Origin of the sequence: Sulfitobacter sp. NFXS29 (genome assembly GCF_040148765.1) — a bacterium.
GTDB lineage: Bacteria > Pseudomonadota > Alphaproteobacteria > Rhodobacterales > Rhodobacteraceae > Sulfitobacter.
On record NZ_JAGDED010000010.1, the window covers coordinates 44,652 to 64,679 of the forward strand.

Consider the following 20,028-nt stretch of genomic DNA (forward strand, 5'->3'; position numbering starts at 1 on the left):
ATCTCCTTCTCAGGTTTCAATTTGCCGGGCCTCAGGCCCAGAAACTCTCACGCACGGTCACATCCCGCAGGCCCTCGGGTGTCTGAACCTGCAACCGCGTGCCCGGATCCCAATGGGTCATCCGCACCATTCCGATGGCGACATTCACCCCAAAATCGGGCGACCAAATGGTCGAGGTCACCTGCCCCACGCGCTTGTCACCTGTCATCAGCGGCCAAGCTCGGTCACAAAGCGGCACCGGATCGCCCGCAATCTCTAGGGGGCGTATCTGTTGCACCGGACCTTCCTTGGCCACCCGTAGCAGCGCATCTCTGCCGATACAGCCCATCGCGGCATGGGTGTCGCAAAGCTTGCCAAGGCCGCATTCATGTGGGGTGTTATCGTCGGTCATGTCATTGCCATAGCTCAACAATCCCCCTTCGATCCGTTCTATCAGGTTTGGACAGCCCGCGCGCACGTCGAAATCGCGCCCCGCCTCGAACAGAGCATCCCACAGCGGCATGGCGATATCCGCGTCCTCTGCGTAGATCTCAAAGCCGCCCTGTTTGGAGTAGCCAGACCGCGCGATATTCATGGCGCGCCCTTGGAAGTGGAATTCACCGAAACGGAAGAACTTTAACTCCCGCACCGCCGCGCCAAAAAGGCGTTCCATCAGATCTTCGGACTTTGGCCCCTGCACTGCCAGCAGGTTCACATCTGGCTCGTCCACCAGCACATCCAAGTGATAGCCGTTGCATATCCCCTTGGCCCACAACAATAAATCACTGTCGGCAATGGAGATCCACCAGCGATCCTCTGCCAGTTTCACTGCGACCGGATCATTAAGCATACCGCCCGTCTCATCGACGATCGGCACATAGACGCAGAGCCCCGGAGCCACATCGCGCAGATCGCGCGGCGTCAGCATTTGCATCAACCGCGACGCGTCCGGCCCCCGCAGCTCAACCTGTCTTTCGCAAGCCACGTCCCAGACTTGGACGGCTTTCTTCAAGTGATGGTAATCGGCTTCGGTGCTTTCAAAAACGGTGGGCAGCAGCATCCGGTTATAGACGGTGTAGGCCTTCACGCCTGCCGCCTCTACCCCGGCAGAAAAGGGCGTGCGCCGTATCCGGCGTGATGGGGAAAGTTCAGCCATCACACGTCCTCCGGCATTAGGATAAGATCGGTCACCGGCGCATCGTACCCGGCGCTGGTCAGCATGGCATGCACTTGGCCGCGATGATGGGTCTGGTGGTTAAAGAAATGCACGACGGTCTGCGCCAAGGGAGTGGTAACCTCGCGCTGCATGATGCCGGAATACCACGATAAATCGGCGTCCAAAGCCTCCTGTCGAAGGCCTTGGGCCCAATCCTTAATCGCCGCGTCGCATTCGCGCCGCGCGGCGCGCCAAGCCATGCCGGTGGGGCATAGTTCGGTGTCCGGCCCCTCTGGCTTGGGCAAGGCGGGATCGAAACGGGATAACCAGATTTGATCACACCAAAGAAGATGGTTGAGGGTGCCCAAGATCGAGCCAAAAAACGCCTTGCGATCTTGCGTTAACGCATCTTCGTCCATCACCTCAATAACGCTTGCCAATTGTCTGTTTTGCCAAGCATTATATCGCGCCATTTCCTGAGCATAACCGGGGGTGATCACGCAGCACCCTGCCAATCGATCGCGCAGACCTCAGCCGACTTGCCGCCGAAATCCCAGACCCGCCCATAGTCGCGGACCTTGGACTTCACCCCACGCGCGGCCACGATATTCGGTCCCATCCAGTATTTGGAGTTGGTGATCGTTACCGGCTCGCCCGGTTCGGCCCCGGCGAGCAATTCAATCTCGCCGTTGATCTTCCGGCCGATGTTAATGACACGGCGGTTGCCGTCGCGAATGATCTCAACCGGCGCGCGTTCGGCGCCGATGATTTCACTCACGAGCATGGTAAACAGCCCCGTCGTGCCGCCCGCCGCGCCGCTGAAGATTTGCAACAGCCCGTCATAGGCCGCCTCGCTCGCGCGGTCGTCCACATAGGCGGCGACCTTCCAGTTCCCCTCGCCCATACGGCCCGGGATGTCGACCAACAGGCCCACGTTCAGCCCTGCCAAATCCTCCCCTTCGAAATGGCCTTCGTCGATCACGATTCCCATCCACGCATGGCAATGGCCTTCGGTCGGCAGATGCGCGCCAAGGCTGACCACGCAGGGGCAGAAGACGTCGCAAGAGCAGTTGAGGAAAAGCTCGCCTTTTACGGCCCAATTCGCGGGTGTCATCTCTCTGTTTGGCATATTATCCTCCTGTGATCACGGGCCAACCCGCCACGACGCCTGCGCCGAGGATCAGGGCGAAACCCATTGGTTTTGTTACGTAATGTCCGATTTGCGGCAACTTTTCAATGACCATGAAAAGCGTTGCCAGTCCCATCCAAGCAAGGTTCATCACCCCACCGGCAAAACCCAGCACCATAAAGCCCCAGCAGCAGCCCGCGCAAAAGCCGCCAAGGCCCACTCCCATGCGAAAACCGCCTGCGACACCGGGGCGCCAATGACCCATGAAATACATCATCGGAGAGTGGCAGACGCCGTGGCAGACCTCCTTGGCGCGGGTGAATTGGAACAGGCCGACCCCCAATAGCAGCGCCGCCGCAGTCCAGCGCGATTTGGCGATGCCCAGCATGTCGATGACCCCGCCGTGCAAGAGGAGCAATTGCAGACCTGCAATCCCCGCCGCAAAGGCAAGCCAGACCGCGAAGTAGCCTGCAAGCACTGCCAGCCAGCCCGCGCGGGTGCCATTGGCCGAGGTCATGAGGTCTTCGTAAGCGCGCAGCGTCGGGACCATGGTCGGGACCATCATCGCCGCCATCATCGCGCCCCACATTGCAAAAAGTGGCAAGAAGCGCGCCATGGGCATATACATATCCATGCCCGGATCCATCTGCCGCATCCGTTCGCCCATCGTGCCCGGACGCCCCAGCAGATCGACATCCATCTGCATCGCCATGCTGTACATCATCCACCAAGCCGCTAGAATCAGGGCGAAAAACCCCAGCCAAAGTGTTGACCGTACCATGCCCGTCATCGCCGCCCTCCCCTGCGTGCTCTTGTAGATTTAATGTCAGACAATTAAACTCCTCGCAAACACTAATTGTAAGACATATGAAAATCGATCCAAGCAGCCCCGCCGATCTATCGGCTCAAATCGCCACTGCCATTCGCGACGCCATTATCGGCGGGCGTCTGATCGTCGACCAACGCCTGCCATCTGAGGCGGAATTGGCCGAACAGTTTGAGGTCTCTCGCCCCACGGTGCGCGAGGCGTTGAAGCGCCTTGCCGCGCAATCGCTGATCCGCACGCAGCGCGGGGCCACGGGAGGCGCTTTCGTGAATCGCCTCAGCTTTCCAGACGCTTACGCGCAGCAGATCACCACTTCTACGTTGCTCTTGTCGATGAATGCGGTGAGTTTTGAGACCGCCTGCGAAGCCCGCTTCGCCCTAGAGCGCGCCTGCGCCCCCCTCTCGGCAGAACGCCGCACGGCGGATCACCTTGCCACAATGCGCGCTGAAATCCACCGGCAGGCGCAGGCGGGGCTGACCGATGAAGCGTTCTGTGCGTCCGATGTAGCATTCCACCGGGCGTTGGTGGACGGCGCGGGCAACCCGGTGCTGAGCTATCAACTTGCGGGCGCGGTCGAGGCCATGCAGCCCTTGATGAATATGATCACCTTTACTGCAAGAGATCGGGCGCGGATCATTGCCCTCCACGAAGGGATCGCCAATGCGGTGGAGGCGCAGGACGGTAAAGCGGTAACGGCAGGTTTGACGGCGCTGGAAGCGGAGACCCAGGACCTTGCTCAGAGCGTTTTCGCCGCTCGTGCTGCGCGGAACGCCGGAAAGGCCGGCTGAGAAATTGCGGCTTCGCATATAAATCAATAGGGTGCGCGTGAACCTTGATGTCATAATTTCCCCCCGTTGCACCCCTTGCAATTCACCCATGACGGCCCTACTTTAATCTTGTCCTTCGGGACTATGGACATAAACGCGCTCGTAATAAGCGGTTCGGACCCGGGGGCGGTACCCGGCGGCTCCACCAAACATTCTTCATTTGGGGATCATGGGGCCGAAATAGGATCGACGAACGTCTAAAGGGGTTGCTTTGTCTCGGTGAGATACCACCGTTATCGGTTCAAACTGTACAATTGCAAATGACAATCGTGCTCCAGTTGCGATGGCCGCGTAAGCGGTTTCAGCGACTGAAATCTAAGTCCTTAGGCTTTGCAGCTTAAGGCGGGGTTCGCAGGTACCTGGCAACAGAAACCTGCACTTTTCCCCTCCATATACCGGCGATTTCAATTGCTTGAGCGGCGTTCTTGACCCTGCGCTTCCCTGCCCCTATCCGTTGTGAGACGAAGCCGCAGTGGTTTCTATCGCGCGCAGGAATTTCGCATGACCACGCCCAGCTGGCCCGAAATGTTTCGCGTCTTCGGACGCATCGGGCTGATGTCATTCGGCGGCCCGGCAGCACAGATCGCCGTGATGCACCGTGAGCTGGTCGAAGACCGACCGTGGTTAAGCGAGCAGACCTACCTGCGGGCGCTGTCACTCTGTATGCTTTTGCCCGGACCGGAGGCGATGCAACTGGCGACCTATGCAGGCTGGCGTCTGCGCGGCGTGGCTGGCGGACTGCTCGGCGGGTTGCTCTTCGTGGTGCCAGGGGCGGCATTCATCGCTTTGCTGGCTTTGCTATATGCGTGGTATGGGCAGTTGCCCCTTGTGCAGACGGCCTTTCTTGGCATCAAGGCCGCTGTCATTATCGTGGTATTCCAAGCGCTTCTAAAGGTTTCTTCAAAGGCGTTGCATGGGCGTCTTGGCTGGGCGCTGGCCTTTGGGTCGTTCATCGGCATTTTTGTTCTGGGCTTGCCGTTTCCATTGATCATTCTGCTGGCCGGTGCCATCGGGATGTTGACCAAAAGCCCCGCTGCGGTGGCTGAACCGGCAAATCTGCCACCCGCGCGCAGCCTGCGCACCCTGCTGATCTGGGGCGGGCTTTGGGCTGCGCCGCTTGTGTTGATGGCGCTGTTGGGCGAGGATTTTCTGCTGCAACTCGGCCTGTTCTTCTCCAAGCTCGCTGTGGTGACCTTCGGCGGCGCCTATGCCGTGCTGGCCTATATGACCCAAACGGTGGTTCAGGATTTCGGTTGGATTAATACGGACCAAATGATTGACGCGCTCGGCTTGGCCGAGACGACGCCCGGCCCGTTGATCCTTGTCACGCAATTTGTCGGGATGCTGGCAGGCTTTGCCCAAAGCGGCCCGTCGGGCGCGCTCGCGGCCGGGCTGTTGGCGCTTTGGGTGACTTTCACGCCGTGTCTTTTGTGGATTTTCCTTGCAGGCCCGTATCTTGAGGCACTTTCTGAGCAGCCGCGCATCGCGGGGGCGCTGCGGGCCATTACGGCGGCTGTGGTAGGGGTGATCGCTAATCTCTCGGTCTGGTTTTCGCTGCATGTGCTGTTTGACAAGGTGGCTCCCGGGGCCAACCTCGCCCTGCCCGCGCCGGTTTGGGAAAGCTTCAATCCGCTGGCCGCCGCGCTCACCTTGCTCGCCGCAGTGCTGATGCTGGCGCTCAAGCGTGGTTTTGTCGTCACGATGATCCTGCTCGCGGTGGTTGCTCTGCTCCTTCGCGCGATTTAGCACCGCGCCCCCTTTCACTCGCCTGTGAATGGGGTATGCTGACCCCTGCCCATCGCCCGGACCGGAGAGAAGAATGAGCCGCAGCATTGATTACGGCAACCTGATGCACGAAGCCATGCGGGGTTTGATCCGCAGGGTCTTGCAGGACGTATCGGACCAAGGGCTGCCGGGGAATCACCACTTTTTCATCACCTTCGACACCTCGCACCCGGATGCGGAATTGGCCGATTGGCTCTCCGACCGCTATCCCGATGAGATGACCGTGGTCATGCAGCACTGGTACGATGGGCTTGATGTTGGCGCAGACGGCTTTGCCATCACGCTGAACTTCGGCGATGCGCCCGAGCCGCTTTATATTCCCTACGACGCGATCCGCACCTTTGTGGACCCTTCGGTTGAGTTCGGCCTGCGGTTCGAACAGCAAGAAACCGAAGAAGAAGACGAAGATCGCGACGAGGCCACGCTTGACCAAACCGATGAGGAAGAGTTGGAAGTTGCGGAAGAGCCCACCAAGGATGCCGAGATCGTCTCGCTCGATTCCTTTCGGAAGTAGCGCAGGATTGGCCGTTAGCGCCATCCCTGCATTGCGCAGACCGCAAGGCGTAGGTACACCGCTGGACAACGATAAGTCACAGCAGGAGCCACAAAATGGCCGATACCCGCACCGAAACCGACAGCTTTGGTCCGCTCGAAGTTCCTTCCGATAAATATTGGGGCGCGCAGACGCAGCGCTCGATCATTAACTTCCCAATCGGCTGGGAAAAGCAGCCCATCGCCATCGTGCGCGCGCTTGGCGTGATCAAGAAGGCCTGTGCGCAGGCCAATGTGGCGCAGGGTTCGCTCGACGAGGAACGCGGCAAAGCGATCGTTCAGGCCGCTGGCGAAGTCTTTGAGGGCAAGTTCGACGACAACTTCCCGCTGGTTGTCTGGCAGACCGGCTCGGGCACCCAGTCGAACATGAACGCCAACGAGGTTATCGCCAACCGCGCGATTGAGCTTATGGGCGGCACCATCGGTTCCAAAGACCCGGTGCACCCCAACGACCATTGCAACATGGGCCAGTCGTCGAACGACACTTTCCCCACCGCCATGCATATCGCCACCGCGATGACCGCCCGTGACGTGCTGCTGCCGGGGCTGGAGAAGCTGCACGGCGCGCTGCAAAAGAAGGTCGAGGAATTCGACGGCATCATCAAGATTGGCCGCACCCACACGCAGGACGCGACGCCTCTGACGCTGAGCCAAGAGTTCTCGGGCTACACCCATCAGGTCGCCATGAGCATTGCGCGCGTGCGCGACGCACTTGGCCGCATCTATGAATTGGCTCAAGGCGGCACCGCCGTTGGCACCGGGCTGAACACCAAAAAGGGCTGGGCCGAGACCGTGGCGCATAACATGGCCGAGATCACAGGCCTGCCCTTCGTCACCGCGCCCAACAAGTTCGAGGCGCTCGCCGCCCATGACGCGATGGTCGAGATCTCCGGCGCGCTGAAAACCGTCTCCGCCAGCCTGTTCAAAATCGCCAATGACATTCGCCTGCTGGGGTCCGGCCCGCGTTGCGGCTTGGGCGAGTTGATCCTGCCCGAGAACGAGCCCGGCTCGTCGATCATGCCGGGCAAGGTGAACCCGACCCAGTGCGAGGCGCTGACGCAGGTCTGCATTCACGTGATGGGCAACGACGCGGCGGTTGGCTTTGCCGGTTCTCAGGGGCATTTCGAGTTGAACGTCTACAAGCCCATGATGGCCTATAACGTTCTGCAATCCATGCAGCTTTTGGGTGACGCGGCCTCGGCCTTTACCGATAATCTGGTGGTCGACCTCAAGGCCGACGCGGACCGCATCGAAAAGCTGATGCGCGAGTCGCTGATGCTGGTGACCGCGCTGGCCCCCGAGATCGGCTATGACAATGCCACCAAGGTCGCCAAGACCGCGCATAAGAACGGCACCACATTGAAAGAAGAAGCCATCGCACTGGGCTTCGTGGACGCCGAAACCTTTGAACGGGTCGTGCGGCCCGAAAATATGATCGGACCAAAATGAGTGCGCCCATCAACCTTAACAAGGTGAAGAAAGAGCGGGACCGTTCGTCTCGCAAAGCACGCGCGAACGAGAACGCCGTGGGTTTTGGCCAGACCAAAGCGCAGAAAGACGCGCTGAAAGCCCGCGCCGAGCAGATCGCCCGCAATCTGGAAGCGCATAAGCGCGAGACATGAACGCGCGGCCCCGCAAACATTCGGTGACCCTTCGGGGTCACCGGACATCAATCTCTCTCGAAGATGAATTCTGGGATGAGTTCCGCGCCATTGCTGCCGCGCGGGGGATGCCGATCAATGCGCTGGTGGCTGAGATCGATGCGGCGCGCGGGCTGGACATCGGGCTTGCCGGGGCAATCCGGTTGTTCGTGTTGCGCGCGTTAAAGGAACGTTTACCAAAAGCGGAATAGCGTTGGGCCATGGCCCTCGCATCCCCTCTTTCACCCGCCGCTTGGTTGGATGATATTTTCGCCTCAAAGGCGGCGATCCGCGGTCAAGTTATTCGACGTAAAGCGCGCGATATTGAGAAATTTGTGGGACGGCGAGAATTTGAAAACGAATTGAAACGTCGTGGTTTCCAAGCGGTTGAGAACGCCGGACAGGTCATCATATTTTGCAACAGAGAACCTATCCGGCGGATTGCCTAGCCGTTTTCTTTTAAAGAAAACGGCTCCGGAATTTTCAAAAAATTCCGATTTAGCAGATCGACGCTTGGTAAATCTTCTCGATGTTCTGGCCAAGCGCCTCGTTGAACTCCGCATCTGTCATCTTGACGTTCAGCCCTTCGGTCAGGGCGCGCGAGAAGCTGGCGATCATAGTGCGGTTCTTGCCTAGTCGTTCGCAGGCTTCAGCCGTAGAGTAGCCGCCCGATAGCGCAACGACGCGCAGCACGTTGGCGTGGCCGGCCAGTTCGTCATAGAGACCGGCTTTTTCAGGAATCGTCAGTTTCAACATCACCATTTCGCCCTCGGGCAGCGCGTTCAGGTTCTTTTCAATCTCTCCGCGCAAGATCTCTTCGGCCTCTGCCTTCGTGTCGGAGTTGATGTTCACTTCAGGCTCAATGATCGGCACCAGACCGGCGGCGCAGACCTGTTTGGCCAGTTCGAACTGCTGTGCCACCACGGCGGCGATGCCGTTCTCATTGGCCTCGTGAATGACCGAGCGTTCCTTGGTGCCGAAGATGCCGTGTTTCACCGCGCGGGCCAGCAGGTCGTCGATCTCCATGATCGGCTTCATCATCTGCACGCCGTTGTTGGTTTCCTCCAACCCCTTGTCGATCTTCAGAAAAGGCACCACGCCCCGGTCTTCCCAGAGAAGTTTGGCGACGGGTTTTCCGTTGATGCTGTCATCCATCGTGCGCTCAAAAAGGATCGCGCCGATCACTTTCTCGGAGGTGAAATCGTCGGCCAGAATGATCCGCGCCCGCATGTCGTGGACGGCTTTGAACATCTCGGCGTCGCCGTTGTAATCCGACGGTTCCACGCCATAGAGGCTCAGCGCCTTGGGGGTGGAGCCGCCCGATTGATCGAGCGCCGCGATGAAGCCTTTGCCGCTGTTCATTTGCTCAAGTTGCGCCTTGTCGTAGCCCATGTCACCCACGTCCTATTTTGATTCCGTTCGCTGCGTTTCTAATTGAAACGCAAAGCCGATGATAGAAGCTAGCGCCTTGATAGCGCTAACCAAATGCCCTTATCTGAACGGACGGTCAAATGTGCGACAGGCACCGGCACGCGGTCAGGCTGGGCGGTGACGCGAAAGTCTCGCAAGATACGCGACAGGATCAGCGGCCCTTCCACCATGGCAAAACCCGCGCCAGTGCAGACCCGCGGTCCGGCAGAGAATGGGATAAAGGCGTCGCGCTGGCATTGCTTTCCATTTTCGGTCTGCCAGCGAGTTGGGTCAAAACCATCAGGATTGTCCCAAAGCCGTTCATGCCGGTGCAGGTGCCACGGGCTGAGCACCAGTTGCGCCCCCTGTTTCACCTTTCGGTCGCGAAACGCTTCGGGGCAGCAGTTTTCGCGCACCATCATCGGCACGGGTGGATAAAGCCGCAGCGTCTCGCGAAACACATCGCGGCTAAGCTTGAGTTTTGCCATCACCGCGAAATCACAGGTCTCAAGCGCCTGTGCCTCTCCCGCCAGCCGCTCTTGCCATTCGGGATGGGTCGCCATCAGATAGAGCGCCCAAGCCAGAGCCGAGGCGCTGGTTTCATGCCCCGCAAGAAAGAAGATCGCGACCTGATCGACCATCTCCTCGGTGTCGAAGGTCTCGCCTGTTTCGGGGTCGGCTTGGGTCATGATCTTGGTGGCAAGATCGTCGGGCGCGGTGCCCGCTTTGATCTGCCCCATCCGCTCTTGGGTCAGGTCCGTGATCAGCGCCCTGATCCGCGCGGCGCTGGCCCGCGTGTCGCGCCGAAACAGGCGCGGCATCCAGCGCGGCAGCGGCAGAAGCGCCCCAAGGTTTAGGATCGGCTGGCTGCGCTGGTAATTGCGAAATTCGTCAAAGACCGCCCGGGCAACCTCATGTTCGATCGGCAAGGAAAACAGCGTGCGAAAGATCACATCGGCTGCGGCGTGGCTGGTCTCGGCTTCGATCTCGACCACCTGGCCCGCCTTACCTCCCAGCCGTGTGGCGGCGGCCTCTGCTGCGTCCCACATGGCCGGAAAAGTCTCGCGCAAGCGGCCGCCCTCAAAGGCGGGGTCGATGATGCGGCGTTGGCGTTTCCATGTCTCGCCGTTGGTCAGAAAGACAGAGTTGCCCAAGAGCGGGCGCAGCCCCTCGCCGATCCGGTCGGATTTCGGAAAATCCTCGGGGCGGTCTTTTAGAACGGTCTTCACCAGTTCGGGCTGGTTCATCAAATAGCTGCGGAAGAACGGCGTTTTGAATTCCGCCATCCACGCGCGATAAAGCCGGGCGGGCTGGGCCGAGAGGATATCGGCGCGAAACAGCTTGGCATAGCGCCAGAGCGACACACGATCGGGCCGCGCGGGGGGCTTGGGCGGTTGGGTCATGCGGCGACAGAGGTGTATTTGCTGACCGCGTGGTCGATCCGGGATTTCGACGCGGGCCGCCCGTCATAGCGCGCGGCCAAGGTCTGTGGCCCGGCGGTGATCTGGAAATAGTCATAGTCGCGCGGGCGATCGAAGGCGCAAAGATACTGGAAATGCAGCCGAAAGAACCGCCAGCGCAGCGCTTTCCAACGTGCGGGGCTGAGCGTTTGGGTGAAGGCAGCCGAAAAGACCAGCGGCCAGCGTTTCCCCTCATGCGCCACGCCGGAGACGGAGACCGGATCGCAAAGCGCAAAGGCGCAGCCATCGCCGGGGGCCGTCACGTCGACCCAAGCCAGTTCTTCGCGGGTGGAGAGATAGCGCAAGTCGCCTCGCAAACGCTCGGCCCGGGGCAAGAAGGACACCATTGGCACCACCTGCCCGAGCGAGAGAAAACCCAAGGCAGGCCCGCGCGCGGGCACCCTGCCCGCGCGGATCAGATCGGCCAGTACCGAGACGCCCAGATGCGCGCCGGATGAGTGGCCGACAACCAGCACCTCGTCTATATCCTCGGTCAGAGCAGCGGCGATGTCATCGCCAAACTGCGCCATGCGGGCTTCCAACTCCGGCGGGTTCGCGCCCCGCGTGGCGGCTGAATAGGCGTAGTCATGCATCAGGTAATAGGCGAAAAACTTGCCGTCCTTTTTCTTGAACCAACGCAGCAGCGCGATGCCCAGCCCGATGCCCACTGCCGCGAAGGCGAGCCGCGCCGCCCAATGGTCCGTCACCAATCCAAGGGCGCGATAGGTCAGCAGGCCAAGCGCAACAGCCAGCAGCGCCTGCACAATCAACATTCCCACCGGATAAAGCGCCGCGATCACCGGCCCCTTGCGCAGCCGCATCAACCGCCAAAGCGCGCCGGAGCCGATGTAGACCCAAGCGGTGCGCAGTAACTGCCAATAGGTCGCGGGGATCGAATTGCTCATGCTTTCGCGCACGATGTCGGACCAGACCAGCACTTCGACCTGCGAGGTCACCTGATGACCGTCGATCCCAGCGTCGACGCGCCAGCCGTAATTGCCCTTGCCCGCTTTTGGTTTCAGCGCAATCTCATAGCCCGAGATCGCGGCCTGCGCCGCGCCCTCCTTGCGGTAAAGCTCACGGTAGCGGCGCGGGTGAATCGGATCGTAGCCGGGGATGTAGAACACCCGCCGCGTTTTCACCGTCTTTGCCTGCCCTGTGCTCACCATGCCCGCCCTCTTCTTCGGCATAGTCTAGCCGCAATTCGGGGCAAGATTAAGGCTTAACCCACGGTTGCGAGGATCGGGAAGGTCTCAAGCAGCCAGAAGGAAAAGGCGGTGAATGCGCCGGTCAGCAGCGCCAGACCAACAATCACCAGCAGGCCCCCCATGATCCGCTCGATCAGCTTCATATGCGGTTTGATCCGGTTCATCAGCGTCATCGCGCGGGTGATGAACATCGCGGCCAGCAGGAAGGGAATGCCAAGCCCCGCCGCATAGACGCCCAGCAAAAGCGTCCCGCGGGAGACGGAAGCCTCGCTTGCCGCCAGTGACAAGATCGCGCCCAGCTGTGGCCCGATGCAGGGGGTCCAGCCAAAGGCAAAGGCCAGCCCCAAGACATAAGCGCCGAAACTCGACCCGCCCTTGTCGCCCGCGTCCATCCGCGCCTCTTGATCGAGAAACGGAATGCGAAAGAGCCCGATGAAATGCAGGCCGAAGACAATAATCACTACGCCCGAAATTTTAGCGAGAAGCGCCTGATTCTGTAAAAAAAACATCCCAAAGGCCGAGGCGGTGAAGCCCAGTAGGATGAACACAGTGCTCAGCCCCAGCACAAAGAACAACGCCGCCACGACCGTCCGTCGCCGTGCGCTGGATTGGCTGGACATGTCATTGATCGACACGCCCCCCATATAGGCCAGATAGGGTGGCACGATGGGCAGCACGCAGGGCGAGAGGAAACTGAAAATCCCGGCAACCAGAGCGATGATCATGGCCGGCAGGATTCCAGCGTCGATGAGGCTTATATCAAACATGACCAACTCCTAGACCGACAACGCCCCGGCGTCACCTGTCATATTGTCACAAGATCGTGGACCTCGGGATTGGCTTGGATTAACTGATCTTATGAAGATCGAAAAACTGGATGCCACGGGGCTTCTGTGCCCCCTGCCCGTGCTGAAGGCACGCAAACGACTGGCGGCCCTCGCGCCGGGCGATCAGCTTCATATGACAGCCGATGATCCGGCCGCTGTGATCGACGTGCCGCATTTCTGCGTGGAAGCCGGTCATGTGCTGACCGAAACCCGGACCGAGGGCGCGGCAGAGCTTTATATTATCACCAAGGGTGGCTGAGCCGAAGTTGCTCGGAACGCAGGTTTTGACCCTACAGCCGAAACAAAAACGGCGGGCCTAAAGCCCGCCGTTTCCTTTTGTCTAAAGTGGCTTAGCTGCCCAGTGACCACCAGCCGCGCCGTTTGGGCTTGGGCTTTTCGGCGGGTTGCTCTTCCACCTTTTCGGCCACCGGCTCAGGAGCCGTTTCGGCAGCAGGCGCTTCGGCTTCCACCGGCTGGGCCGTGGGTTCGGGCTGCGGCTCAGGTTGCGGTGCTTCCGCGACAGGTGTGGCCGTTTCCGGCGACGGGGCCGCGATCGGCGCTTCGGTCGGCAGTGCGTCGGGTGTGGCTTCGGCAACCGGCTCAACCGGCTTGGCTTTGGCCCGGCTGCGGCGCTTGGGTTTCGGCGCGGGTGCGGCCTCTTCCTCGGTCGTCACGGCATCTGTTGTCACCGTCTCTTCTGCCGCTTCCGCCACGGGTTTCTTGGTCCGGCGGCTGCGCTTGGCCTTGGGCTTGGGCGTCTCTTCACCTTCGGCCTCGGCGGTAACCTGTGGCGTTTCGCCTTCTGCGGCGGCAAGCGCCGCGGGCGCGGGTTCCGCTTCGGGGGCCAGTTCGGCTTTGGGCTTGCGCGACCGGCTGCGGCTTTTAGGCTTAGGCTTTTCCTCGGCGGCGGGCGCGGCGTAGGTGTCGGCCTGCGCTGCCTCCGCTTCTACCGGTTGGGCTTTGTCGCCTTCGTCCGGCTTCGCCTCTTCCTGCTGCTGACCACCGTTCTGATCGTCTGCACCATTCTGCTGCTCGCCATTGCCATTGCGGCCACGGCCACCCCGGCTGCGACGACGACGACGGCGGCGTTTGGATTTGCCCTCGCCCTCTTCACCATTGCCGTTGCCATTCCCGTTTCCGTTCTCGGATTGGGGGGGCTCCTGTGCGGCGGGTGCCTCTTCCACTTCGGCCTCTGCGGCGCTCTCATCTTCGTCGATCTGATCCATCAGCGATGTATCGACCGAAACGACGTGATCCGAGACGGGCGGCACGGTACGGGTGGCGGTCTTGAACTTTTCGATGTGGAAATCGGGGCTGACCAAAGTTGGGTCGCCTTCAATCCGCACCGACATGCCGTAACGCATCTCGATATTGGCGATATGCTCACGCTTTTGGTTCATCAGGAAGTTAGCGATGCCCACGGGCGCGCGCACCAGCACTTCGCGCGAACGGCGGCGGGTGCCCTCCTCTTCGATCTGTCGGATAATCGACAGGGCAAGGTTGTCGTCAGAGCGCACCAGACCGGTGCCGTGGCAGGCGTGGCATGGCTGGGTCGTCGCCTCGATCATGCCCGGACGCAGACGCTGGCGCGACATTTCCATCAGGCCAAAGCCCGAGATGCGGCCCACTTGGATGCGCGCGCGGTCGGTCTTGAGCTTGTCTTTCATCATCTTTTCGACGGCGGCGTTGTTCTTGCGCTCATCCATGTCGATGAAGTCGATGACGATCAGCCCGGCAAGGTCACGCAGACGCAGCTGACGCGCCACTTCGGCGGCAGCCTCAAGGTTGGTCTTGGTCGCGGTCTGCTCGATCGAGCCTTCCTTGGTGGCCCGACCAGAGTTCACGTCAATCGCCACCAGCGCCTCGGTCACGCCGATCACGATATAGCCGCCCGAGGGCAGTTGCACCGTGGGGTTGAACATGCCCGAGAGGTAACTTTCCACCTGATAGCGGGCGAAAAGCGGCAGGCTTTCGTTGTAAAGCTTCACGTTCTTGGCGTGGGACGGCATGATCATTTTCATGAAGTCCTTGGCGATGCGGTAGCCGCGCTCGCCCTCTACGTGGATCTCGTCAATTTCGCGGTTATACAGGTCGCGGATCGAGCGTTTGATCAGGTCGCCTTCTTCGTAGATCTTGGCGGGCGCGATCGACTTCAGCGTCAGCTCGCGGATCTGCTCCCAGAGGCGCTGGAGGTATTCGTAATCGCGCTTGATCTCGGCTTTGGTGCGTTTCGCGCCAGCAGTCCGGACAATCAGACCAGCACCCTTGGGCACTTCGATCTCGGTCGCAATTTCTTTTAGTTTCTTACGGTCAGCCGCATTGGTGATCTTACGCGAGATGCCGCCACCACGGGCGGTGTTGGGCATCAGCACGCAGTAGCGACCCGCGAGGCTGAGGTAGGTGGTCAGCGCCGCGCCCTTGTTGCCGCGCTCTTCTTTGACGACCTGCACCAGCAGGATCTGGCGGACCTTGATGACTTCTTGAATCTTGTAGCGGCGCGGGCGCGGTTTGCGCACGGGGCGGATGTCTTCGCTGTCATCTTCGTCGGCGACGGATTCGATGGAATCGTCTTTCGCCGTGGCATCGCTGCCTTTGTCGTCTTCGTTATCGGCATCGTCGGCCTGGGCGTCGCTGGCGTCAGCGTCATCGGACGTAGCCGCAGCCGTTTCATCTGCCTTGGCAGCTTCGGTTTCGGCTTCGCCGTTCTCAGGCTCTTCAACCGGCGTTTCCGCGACCCGCTCCATGGGCGAGCTGCCCTCTTCGCTGTCGAGATCAACGGTTTCCATGCCCGCGATTTGATCGCTGTTGTCGTCGGCGACCTCTGCAGTGGCCACGGCATCATCGCTGTTGGTCTCAGCCGCTTGGCTTTTCGACCGGCTGCGCGACCGCGAGCGGGTCCGCTTGGGCTTTTCGTCTTCGTCGTCCTTGGCGGCCTGCGCTTCGGCATAGGCGCGCTCTTCTTCCAGCAGCGCCTGACGGTCGGCCACGGGAATCTGGTAATAATCGGGGTGGATTTCCGAGAAAGCGAGGAAGCCATGACGGTTGCCGCCATAGTCAACAAAAGCAGCCTGAAGCGACGGTTCGACCCGTGTAACCTTGGCTAGATAGATATTGCCGGCAAGCTGGCGTTTGTTTTCTGATTCAAAATCGAATTCTTCGACCTTGTTTCCGTCCACGACCACAACGCGAGTTTCCTCGGCGTGGGTGGCATCGATAAGCATTTTCTTAGACATAGATCCATTATGCACAGCACCCGCGCACGGAAGGCCCCTGGCGGGGCATCGGGCTGGGAGGTGTGACTTGTCAGGGCGATGGAGGACGCGGCAACAGCAGGGCCACGAATGGCCCCCATCTGTCTGCTCTGAGCATCTGCGCGCGTCATCGCGGTTCTTCTCCGATGCGAGGGCCTTTGCGCCTCTCCCATCCATTAATTAGCTGTGCTTCGGTCGGGCTAACCCTCGCGAATGTCAGCGGTTCTTCGGCCGTTTCCGGCCCAATCGGTCTGCTGGCCCCCCGGTGTCGGGCTGGCACGGCAGCGAAACTGTCAAAAGTCACCATACGCCAGTCGGGCGTTACAGGACTTATCCGGCTAGTTAAGGGCTTTAAGGGGTGAAACACAATGGTCAATCGAATGAGCAACAGTCAAATGCGGTTTATCTCGGATCGGTTGACAAGGCGCATGGGCTTGGAAACATTCAGACTGTCGTCACAAGGATCGCTGGGCGGCACCATAGAATTGCTTTGCCGCCCCCGCGGCCCAGAGTTTCAAAGGACCGCTTCATGCAAATATTCCTGCGCCCCACGCTTTGTCTGACCCTTCTGGGCCTCGCCGCCTGTGATGAGATCGCCGTGGCCGATGATCCGGCGGCGCTGGCCGAACTGCGCGGGCAGAAAAGCTGTGTGACTGCGGTGACCCAGCAAACCGGCGCTACGGGTGTCGCCGTCAATACAACACGCCCTGTGGTGGAGCTTTACCGCCATATCGTTGACGTACCCGGCGGCGCGAGTTGGTCCTGCATCACCGATCCGAATGGCAGAGCGGTCGAGATTGCGGAGCAGCGCAGCGGTTAAGCCGCGCAGCTAAAGGGAGGTGGTCAGAGGTAATCTGACCGCTGCAACCCGTATTTCGCCATTTTCTCGTTCAGCGTCCGGCGTGGCAGGCAAAGCTCGTCCATCACGCTGGCGATAGAGCCCTTGTGGCGGCGCATGGTGTTGTCGATCAACATGCGCTCGAATGCCTCGACATATTCCTTGAGCGGTTTGCCTTCGGTGGTCATCACCGGCTGCATCTCGTCATGGTCGCTCATCAAGAGGGAGGCGATGGTGCCCGAGCCGCGGCGCGATTGCAGCACGGCGCGTTCGGCTACGTTAATGAGTTGGCGCACGTTGCCGGGCCATGGCGCCTGCAACAACTGTGCCGCCTCTTGTGCACTGACCTGAGGCGCCTCGCAGCCGTATTCATCCGCGAATTGATCGCTCAGCCGGGTGAAGAGCGTCAGAATATCCTCACCACGCTGGCGCAGCGGCGGCACCGTGATCCGGAGCGCTGCCAAGCGATAAAAGAGATCCGAGCGCAGCGCGTCTTCCGAAGTGCGGCCCGCCTCTTGCAGGTTCGAGATCGCAACGATGCGTGTCTCCGCCGGAGTGCCTTGCTCATTGATGGCACTCAACAAGCGGGCCTGAAGGCTTTCGGACAATGCCTCAATGTCTTCCAACACCAGTGTCCCGCCGCGCGCCTCTTCGATGGCGGGCAGTTGCGCATCTTCGGGCTGCATCGGGCCGAACAACCGCTTGGCGAGCGCGTCTTCCTCCAGAGCACCACAGGAGACGAGGACAAATTTCTTCCCCGCGCGGCTGCCAACCGCGTGCAGCGCATGGGCCACGAGGGTCTTGCCGGTCCCGGTTTCTCCGTCGATCAGCACATGGCCATCGGCCTGCCCCAGATCGAGGATATCTTCGCGCAAGCGTTCCATCACGGGGGACTGGCCGATCAGCTTTTTCATCAACTGGCCGCCGTCCGACAGCTCGCGCCGCAGGGCGCGGTTGTCCATGACCAGACGCCGCGCATTGGTGGCCTTCTTGGCCAGTTCGCTCATCCGGTCGGGGTTGAATGGTTTTTCAAGAAAGTCGAAAGCGCCGACGCGCATCGCCTCAACCGCCATCGGCACGTCACCATGACCGGTGATCATGATGACCGGCAAAGCCGAGTCGCTGCCCATCAGCTTTTTCAGGAATTGCATCCCGTCCATGCCCGGCATTTTGATGTCGGAAATGACGATGCCCGGATAATCTGGCCCCAAAGTCTTTAGCGCGTCTTCGGCGCTGCCGAAGGTTTCCGTGTCATACCCCGAAAGGGCCAGCCACTGGCTGATCGACTGCCGCATGTCCTGTTCGTCGTCTACAATCGCGATTTTCATTGCCTGAGCCATGCGTTCACTCCGCCGCTTCAATCTTCGTTTCATCTGCCAATATAGGCAGTTGCATCTCAAATACAGCGCCACCGTTCTGTCCGTTGCGCGCCATAAGCCGTCCCCCAAGGTCGTTGACGATCCCCGATGAAATGGCAAGACCCAGCCCAACACCATCGCCGGGCTGTTTGGTCGTGTAGAAAGGTTCGAACAGCGCGTCCAAGTCCTCAATCCCCGGGCCATTGTCGCGCACGGTTAATGTCGCCGTCTCCCCCGCTGATAGTATAATGTCCACCTGAGGGTTTCGTTCCGATTTTGTTGCGTCCAATGCGTTTCTTAACAGGTTTACCATAACTTGTTCGATCCGCATACGGTCTCCCATCACCATGACGGGATTATCGGGCAGGATACGGCTGATCTGAACCTGTCGCTGGCGCAATTGCGGCTCCATCATCGATAGGGAAGACGCCAGCGCCGCGCCCATATCAACCGGAGAGAAAGCCTCCTGCCCCTTGCGGGCATAGGATTTAAGCTGCCGCGTGATCGCGCCCATTCGTTCGATCAGGTCGTCGATGCGCCCAAAGGACGAGAGCGCCTCATCCTGCCGGTTGCGGTTCAGCAAAAGCCGCGCGCCCGCCAGATAGGTCTTCATCGCGGCAAGCGGTTGGTTCAACTCATGGCTGACGGCAGCAGACATTTCGCCCAATGCGGCAAGTTTCGATGATTGCTCAAGGGTTTGCTCGGCCACGGCGAGGGTCTGTTGCACCCGCTTGCGCTCGGCAATCTCACGTTGGAGGGCAAGGTTCAGCGCCCTGAGTTTCGCCGATTCCCGTTGAAAGATCGCCAGCCGTCCCGCCGTGCGGCGGCTCAGGAAATAGAAGGCCAGCGCCAGCAGGATCGCAAAGCCCATGACCTCTAACGCCAGCACGCCGTTCACCTTTTCGCGGACCGAGGCATAGGTCGTGTAGCTGCTCATCCGCCAGCCGCGGAACGGTATCCGGTTTTCCAACCGCATCACCGCCTCGCCCTGTAAATAGGCGTCGGGCGGCAGCGCGGTCCAATCGGTGGTGGCTTGGATGGCGCGTTCAATGGCGCTTTGGGGCGTGTGGTTGGCCAGCGCTTCGGGCTCTGTCAGCCCGCGCCAACGGGACTCGGTGGCGAGGATAATCTCGCCCGTGCTGTCCATCACGATGACCGCGTCCGAGATCCCGGCCCAAGCCCGTTCAAACTTTTGCAGATCAACCTCAACGGCGATCACCCCAAGTGTGGTCCCACCAGACTGCATGCGCCGCGAATAGAGAAAGCGATAGCCGCCCTGCTCACGCTCAATGGTCGAAAAGATCGTCGCGTTAGAGCGGATGGCATCAACGAAATAGGGCTCGGATTTATGGGCGGAGCCGAGGCGATTCCGGTCCGTCGCCGCCACCGTGCGCCCGTCGATGTCGTAAAGCATCAAGGATGCCGCGCCGATTTCCTCAACGAAAGAGATAAGCCGCTGCGTCGACAGCGAATAATCCGCCGACTGCAGCGCACCGATCAATGTGGGATCCCGTGCCAGAAGCTGCGGTACGATGGCGTTTTGCCGCAACTCTGCGAGCAGGTTGCCGCTGTAGAGCGCGATCCGCAACTCTGCCCGATTGCGGGTGCTTTCGGTAAACCGGTCGGTCAGCAGCTTGTTGGTGATCGAAATCGTCACTACTGCCAAGATCATCAGCGACGCAATCGCAAACCGCACCCGCCAGGATACGGCCATGCTATTGCCTTCGGAACCGGATGCATCACTCATCGCGGCAATCTACCTGCTACGCAGGCCGCACTCAA

General features: G+C 60.3%; 20 protein-coding genes and 1 other RNA gene. 10 read left to right on the top strand and 11 right to left on the bottom strand.

All coding sequences use genetic code 11. The features are described from left to right. Positions 1-31 precede the first annotated feature (31 nt). The 4 genes from J3456_RS15170 to J3456_RS15185 are packed head-to-tail and all read right to left on the bottom strand — an operon-like array spanning position 32 to position 3,054. Positions 32-1,135, bottom strand: a complete 1,104-nt coding sequence (locus J3456_RS15170; protein ID WP_349580959.1) for a dimethylsulfoniopropionate demethylase — start codon at positions 1,133-1,135, stop codon at positions 32-34. Beyond that, entirely contained in the window at positions 1,135-1,608 is a 474-nt protein-coding gene (locus J3456_RS15175; protein WP_349580960.1) for a DinB family protein, read from the bottom strand. The genes J3456_RS15170 and J3456_RS15175 overlap by 1 nt, the downstream gene beginning before the upstream one ends. 23 nt (positions 1,609-1,631) lie before the next feature. Then, positions 1,632-2,264, bottom strand: coding sequence for a DUF1326 domain-containing protein (locus J3456_RS15180; RefSeq protein WP_349580961.1), 633 nt, complete (start codon positions 2,262-2,264; stop codon positions 1,632-1,634). Position 2,265: 1 nt separating this feature from the next. After that, a complete protein-coding gene (locus tag J3456_RS15185; RefSeq protein WP_349580963.1) occupies positions 2,266-3,054 on the bottom strand; it encodes a DUF2182 domain-containing protein in 789 nt (262 codons plus the stop codon). 77 nt (positions 3,055-3,131) lie between these two features. Here J3456_RS15185 and J3456_RS15190 point away from each other — a divergent pair, with 77 nt between their 5' ends. From J3456_RS15190 to J3456_RS15225, 8 genes are all read left to right on the top strand, one after another. After that, positions 3,132-3,878 carry a FadR/GntR family transcriptional regulator gene (locus J3456_RS15190; protein ID WP_349580964.1) on the top strand — a complete coding sequence of 249 codons (747 nt, stop codon included), beginning with the start codon at positions 3,132-3,134 and terminating at the stop codon, positions 3,876-3,878. Between the two features lie 71 nt (positions 3,879-3,949). Next, positions 3,950-4,297: a transfer-messenger RNA gene (gene ssrA / locus J3456_RS15195) on the top strand. 121 nt (positions 4,298-4,418) lie between these two features. Beyond that, a complete protein-coding gene (chrA, locus tag J3456_RS15200) occupies positions 4,419-5,663 on the top strand; it encodes a chromate efflux transporter (protein WP_349580965.1) in 1,245 nt (414 codons plus the stop codon). Between the two features lie 73 nt (positions 5,664-5,736). Further along, positions 5,737-6,216: an SspB family protein gene (locus J3456_RS15205; RefSeq protein WP_349580966.1), complete on the top strand. Its 480-nt coding sequence runs from the start codon at positions 5,737-5,739 to the stop codon at positions 6,214-6,216. A 95-nt stretch (positions 6,217-6,311) separates the two neighbouring features. After that, positions 6,312-7,703 carry a class II fumarate hydratase gene (gene fumC / locus J3456_RS15210; protein ID WP_349580968.1) on the top strand — a complete coding sequence of 464 codons (1,392 nt, stop codon included), beginning with the start codon at positions 6,312-6,314 and terminating at the stop codon, positions 7,701-7,703. After that, positions 7,700-7,876: a DUF4169 family protein gene (locus J3456_RS15215; RefSeq protein ID WP_067936542.1), complete on the top strand. Its 177-nt coding sequence runs from the start codon at positions 7,700-7,702 to the stop codon at positions 7,874-7,876. Before fumC ends, J3456_RS15215 begins: the two co-directional genes overlap by 4 nt. After that, positions 7,873-8,106, top strand: a complete 234-nt coding sequence (locus tag J3456_RS15220; protein ID WP_349580969.1) for a ribbon-helix-helix domain-containing protein — start codon at positions 7,873-7,875, stop codon at positions 8,104-8,106. Before J3456_RS15215 ends, J3456_RS15220 begins: the two co-directional genes overlap by 4 nt. Positions 8,107-8,115: 9 nt before the next feature. Next, complete coding sequence (locus tag J3456_RS15225; RefSeq protein WP_349580971.1) at positions 8,116-8,343, top strand: N-(5'-phosphoribosyl)anthranilate isomerase; 228 nt, start codon at positions 8,116-8,118, stop codon at positions 8,341-8,343. A gap of 49 nt (positions 8,344-8,392) precedes the next feature. On the opposite strand, the gene J3456_RS15230 is transcribed toward J3456_RS15225, so the two are convergent. The 4 genes from J3456_RS15230 to J3456_RS15245 all read right to left on the bottom strand — a co-directional run bounded on the left by J3456_RS15230 (position 8,393) and on the right by J3456_RS15245 (position 12,739). Next, positions 8,393-9,286: a fructose bisphosphate aldolase gene (locus J3456_RS15230; RefSeq protein WP_349580972.1), complete on the bottom strand. Its 894-nt coding sequence runs from the start codon at positions 9,284-9,286 to the stop codon at positions 8,393-8,395. Positions 9,287-9,354: 68 nt separating this feature from the next. Beyond that, positions 9,355-10,707: a cytochrome P450 gene (locus J3456_RS15235; RefSeq protein WP_349580974.1), complete on the bottom strand. Its 1,353-nt coding sequence runs from the start codon at positions 10,705-10,707 to the stop codon at positions 9,355-9,357. Next, positions 10,704-11,933: a hypothetical protein gene (locus J3456_RS15240; protein WP_349580975.1), complete on the bottom strand. Its 1,230-nt coding sequence runs from the start codon at positions 11,931-11,933 to the stop codon at positions 10,704-10,706. The genes J3456_RS15235 and J3456_RS15240 overlap by 4 nt, the downstream gene beginning before the upstream one ends. 53 nt (positions 11,934-11,986) lie before the next feature. Next, complete coding sequence (locus tag J3456_RS15245) at positions 11,987-12,739, bottom strand: cytochrome c biogenesis CcdA family protein (protein WP_349580976.1); 753 nt, start codon at positions 12,737-12,739, stop codon at positions 11,987-11,989. A 91-nt stretch (positions 12,740-12,830) separates the two neighbouring features. Here J3456_RS15245 and J3456_RS15250 point away from each other — a divergent pair, with 91 nt between their 5' ends. Next, positions 12,831-13,058 (top strand): sulfurtransferase TusA family protein, encoded by a 228-nt coding sequence (locus tag J3456_RS15250; RefSeq protein ID WP_349580978.1) that lies wholly within the window; start codon positions 12,831-12,833, stop codon positions 13,056-13,058. A 91-nt stretch (positions 13,059-13,149) separates the two neighbouring features. On the opposite strand, the gene J3456_RS15255 is transcribed toward J3456_RS15250, so the two are convergent. Then, positions 13,150-16,032 carry an Rne/Rng family ribonuclease gene (locus tag J3456_RS15255; protein ID WP_349580979.1) on the bottom strand — a complete coding sequence of 961 codons (2,883 nt, stop codon included), beginning with the start codon at positions 16,030-16,032 and terminating at the stop codon, positions 13,150-13,152. Between the two features lie 547 nt (positions 16,033-16,579). Between J3456_RS15255 and J3456_RS15260 the strand changes: the two genes are divergently transcribed. Then, positions 16,580-16,870, top strand: a complete 291-nt coding sequence (locus J3456_RS15260) for a hypothetical protein (protein WP_349580980.1) — start codon at positions 16,580-16,582, stop codon at positions 16,868-16,870. A gap of 23 nt (positions 16,871-16,893) precedes the next feature. Here J3456_RS15260 and J3456_RS15265 read toward each other — a convergent pair whose 3' ends face one another. Both J3456_RS15265 and J3456_RS15270 read right to left on the bottom strand, forming a co-directional pair. Continuing rightward, complete coding sequence (locus J3456_RS15265; RefSeq protein WP_067624654.1) at positions 16,894-18,228, bottom strand: sigma-54-dependent transcriptional regulator; 1,335 nt, start codon at positions 18,226-18,228, stop codon at positions 16,894-16,896. A 4-nt stretch (positions 18,229-18,232) separates the two neighbouring features. Next, positions 18,233-19,960, bottom strand: a complete 1,728-nt coding sequence (locus tag J3456_RS15270; protein WP_201721952.1) for a sensor histidine kinase — start codon at positions 19,958-19,960, stop codon at positions 18,233-18,235. Positions 19,961-20,028: the final 68 nt, after the last annotated feature.

Bases quoted from the DNA above. Each gene is read 5' to 3' on its own strand.
- J3456_RS15170 (WP_349580959.1), bottom strand. From the start codon at position 1,135: ATGGCTGAACTTTCCCCATCACGCCGGATACGGCGCACGCCCTTTTCT.
- J3456_RS15175 (WP_349580960.1), bottom strand. From the start codon at position 1,608: ATGGCGCGATATAATGCTTGGCAAAACAGACAATTGGCAAGCGTTATT.
- J3456_RS15180 (WP_349580961.1), bottom strand. From the start codon at position 2,264: ATGCCAAACAGAGAGATGACACCCGCGAATTGGGCCGTAAAAGGCGAG.
- J3456_RS15185 (WP_349580963.1), bottom strand. From the start codon at position 3,054: ATGACGGGCATGGTACGGTCAACACTTTGGCTGGGGTTTTTCGCCCTG.
- J3456_RS15190 (WP_349580964.1), top strand. From the start codon at position 3,132: ATGAAAATCGATCCAAGCAGCCCCGCCGATCTATCGGCTCAAATCGCC.
- chrA (WP_349580965.1), top strand. From the start codon at position 4,419: ATGACCACGCCCAGCTGGCCCGAAATGTTTCGCGTCTTCGGACGCATC.
- J3456_RS15205 (WP_349580966.1), top strand. From the start codon at position 5,737: ATGAGCCGCAGCATTGATTACGGCAACCTGATGCACGAAGCCATGCGG.
- fumC (WP_349580968.1), top strand. From the start codon at position 6,312: ATGGCCGATACCCGCACCGAAACCGACAGCTTTGGTCCGCTCGAAGTT.
- J3456_RS15215 (WP_067936542.1), top strand. From the start codon at position 7,700: ATGAGTGCGCCCATCAACCTTAACAAGGTGAAGAAAGAGCGGGACCGT.
- J3456_RS15220 (WP_349580969.1), top strand. From the start codon at position 7,873: ATGAACGCGCGGCCCCGCAAACATTCGGTGACCCTTCGGGGTCACCGG.
- J3456_RS15225 (WP_349580971.1), top strand. From the start codon at position 8,116: ATGGCCCTCGCATCCCCTCTTTCACCCGCCGCTTGGTTGGATGATATT.
- J3456_RS15230 (WP_349580972.1), bottom strand. From the start codon at position 9,286: ATGGGCTACGACAAGGCGCAACTTGAGCAAATGAACAGCGGCAAAGGC.
- J3456_RS15235 (WP_349580974.1), bottom strand. From the start codon at position 10,707: ATGACCCAACCGCCCAAGCCCCCCGCGCGGCCCGATCGTGTGTCGCTC.
- J3456_RS15240 (WP_349580975.1), bottom strand. From the start codon at position 11,933: ATGGTGAGCACAGGGCAGGCAAAGACGGTGAAAACGCGGCGGGTGTTC.
- J3456_RS15245 (WP_349580976.1), bottom strand. From the start codon at position 12,739: ATGTTTGATATAAGCCTCATCGACGCTGGAATCCTGCCGGCCATGATC.
- J3456_RS15250 (WP_349580978.1), top strand. From the start codon at position 12,831: ATGAAGATCGAAAAACTGGATGCCACGGGGCTTCTGTGCCCCCTGCCC.
- J3456_RS15255 (WP_349580979.1), bottom strand. From the start codon at position 16,032: ATGTCTAAGAAAATGCTTATCGATGCCACCCACGCCGAGGAAACTCGC.
- J3456_RS15260 (WP_349580980.1), top strand. From the start codon at position 16,580: ATGCAAATATTCCTGCGCCCCACGCTTTGTCTGACCCTTCTGGGCCTC.
- J3456_RS15265 (WP_067624654.1), bottom strand. From the start codon at position 18,228: ATGGCTCAGGCAATGAAAATCGCGATTGTAGACGACGAACAGGACATG.
- J3456_RS15270 (WP_201721952.1), bottom strand. From the start codon at position 19,960: ATGGCCGTATCCTGGCGGGTGCGGTTTGCGATTGCGTCGCTGATGATC.